This is a genomic window from Inquilinus sp., from assembly GCF_057815775.1.
The window spans coordinates 1-1,844 of record NZ_JBYRFX010000785.1; the positions used below are offsets into that span (position 1 = coordinate 1).

At 68.0% G+C, this 1,844-nt stretch carries 3 protein-coding genes; 1 reads left to right on the forward strand and 2 read right to left on the reverse strand.

Features of this window, described 5'->3' with window-relative positions; translation table 11 throughout:
- Positions 1–175 precede the first annotated feature (175 nt).
- Positions 176–874: a CPBP family intramembrane glutamic endopeptidase gene (locus AC3XYG_RS27915; RefSeq protein WP_489143143.1), complete on the reverse strand. Its 699-nt coding sequence runs from the start codon at positions 872–874 to the stop codon at positions 176–178.
- A gap of 127 nt (positions 875–1,001) precedes the next feature.
- Here AC3XYG_RS27915 and AC3XYG_RS27920 point away from each other — a divergent pair, with 127 nt between their 5' ends.
- Positions 1,002–1,520, forward strand: coding sequence for a cupin domain-containing protein (locus tag AC3XYG_RS27920; RefSeq protein WP_489143144.1), 519 nt, complete (start codon positions 1,002–1,004; stop codon positions 1,518–1,520).
- 5 nt (positions 1,521–1,525) lie between these two features.
- Here the strand turns inward: AC3XYG_RS27920 and AC3XYG_RS27925 are convergent.
- Positions 1,526–1,844, reverse strand: a 319-nt coding sequence (locus tag AC3XYG_RS27925) for a neutral zinc metallopeptidase (RefSeq protein ID WP_489143145.1), incomplete at its 5' end; no start/stop codon positions are given.

Sequence of the window (1,844 nt, forward strand, 5' to 3'; positions counted from 1 at the left end):
CGCCTCAACCTCATGCATCGCAGACGCATCGATCGCCTGATCGGAGACGGACTCCCATCCCCCTCCGACCCAAGGCAAATCGCTCTCTTCTGATCTCTATCCCTCAACCGGACACCAGTGGGTCAAGCCCGAGGATGACAAGAAGGGAGGGCCGGGGACATAGGGGAAAGGCAGGCTACCCCTCGGACCCCGGCAGGAAGGCGAAGAAGTCCATCAGCATGTGGGCCCAGGCGAAGACCCACAGGTTCCGGACCCGCAGATAGAGCAATGCGTAACCCACACCCATCAGGGCGATGCCGGTGGCGAAAACCGGCCCTTGATAGGTGTGGTACAGCAGGCGGATCAGCGTGCTGGTGGCAACGCCGACATTCTGCCACCCGGCAAAACCCCGCCGCTCGAAGAAGCGGATGATGTAGCCGAGGACGAAGATCTCCTCGAAGGCGCCGTTGACGACGGAGACGGCGGCGATCATCGGCAGCGCCGGCATCGTGCCCAGGAACAGGGCCTCGAACACGCCATTGTCGCCGGCCGCCCTCGATGCCAGCGCGACGGCCAGGCCCATGATCGCCACGCTCGCGACGGCCAGGCCGATGCCCTGCAGCGTGGCCATCGGGCCCATGCGCCAGGGAAATTCGGCTCGGCGCCAGCCGCGTTGCCACAGCAGCAGCGTGACCGGGATGGCGGCGACCAGCTCGTAGACGATGATGCCGGCCAGCCAGAACCGGTCCTCCACCGCGGACGGGATCCGGGGGGCCGTGGCGTGCAGGCTGCTGGCCAGGCTGACGAAGGAGCCGAGGATCATCGTGCCGAAGCACAGCCCGATCACCAGGCAGAATTCAAGGGCCGCGAAGCGCGGGCGGGAGGACGGTGTCATGGGCATCCAGGCGGAGCGGACCGACGCCTCCTAGCATCGAATGCCATGTCCGGTCGAGCCGCCCGCCGACCTTGCCGCGAGGCTGGACCGGTCCAGACTCCCTGACGCAGACAACAGGAGATCCGTCATGACCGAAGCCGTTCCGGGCGTCGAGACCCATGAGTTCGCGGATGACGGCGACGTGCCGAACAACCCGGTCCTGCCGCTGCTGGTCTACCGGGCGGTCACCGGCTTCGGCATCGGCGATGTCGCCACAGTGATCGAGGCGCGCTTCGCCAGCAATGGCTGGGGCGGCGGCTGGCGCAACGGCATCTATCCCTTCCATCATTTCCACAGCAACGCGCATGAGGTGCTGGGCATCGCCGCCGGCCACGCCAAGGTGCGGTTCGGCGGCGCCGGCGGCCATGCAGTCGAGCTGCTGGCCGGCGATGTCGTGGTGATTCCGGCCGGGGTCGGACATTGCTGCGAAGAGGCGACCGACGACCTGCTGGTGATCGGCGCCTATCCGCCCGGCTCCTCTCCCGATCTTTGCCGGGCTGGGGAGGGGGACGCACAGGCCTTGCGCAACCGGATCGGCGCCGTGGCGCTGCCGCAGACCGATCCGGTGCTGGGATCCGACGGGCCGCTGGTCAGGATCTGGCGCTAGCCTGACTACAAAGCCTGCGCGGAGGCCGAGAAGGTGTCGCAGCCGGTCGGGTCGCCCTTGTCATAGCCGCGGCGGAACCAGCGGGCCCGCTGTGCGGCGCTGCCATGGGTGAAGCTGTCGGGCACGACATAGCCTTGGGCCTGCTTCTGCAGCGTGTCGTCACCGACCGCGGCGGCGGCCCGTAGCGCCGATTCGATGTCGCCGGCCTCGATGAAATGACCCTGCTGGTCGCCGCGCTTGGCCCAGACGCCGGCGAAGCAGTCGGCCTGCAGCTCGACCCGCACCGACAGCGCATTGGCGTCGGCCTCCCCCATGTTGCGGCGC

Bases quoted from the DNA above. Each gene is read 5' to 3' on its own strand.
- AC3XYG_RS27920 (WP_489143144.1), top strand. From the start codon at position 1,002: ATGACCGAAGCCGTTCCGGGCGTCGAGACCCATGAGTTCGCGGATGAC.
- AC3XYG_RS27915 (WP_489143143.1), bottom strand. From the start codon at position 874: ATGACACCGTCCTCCCGCCCGCGCTTCGCGGCCCTTGAATTCTGCCTG.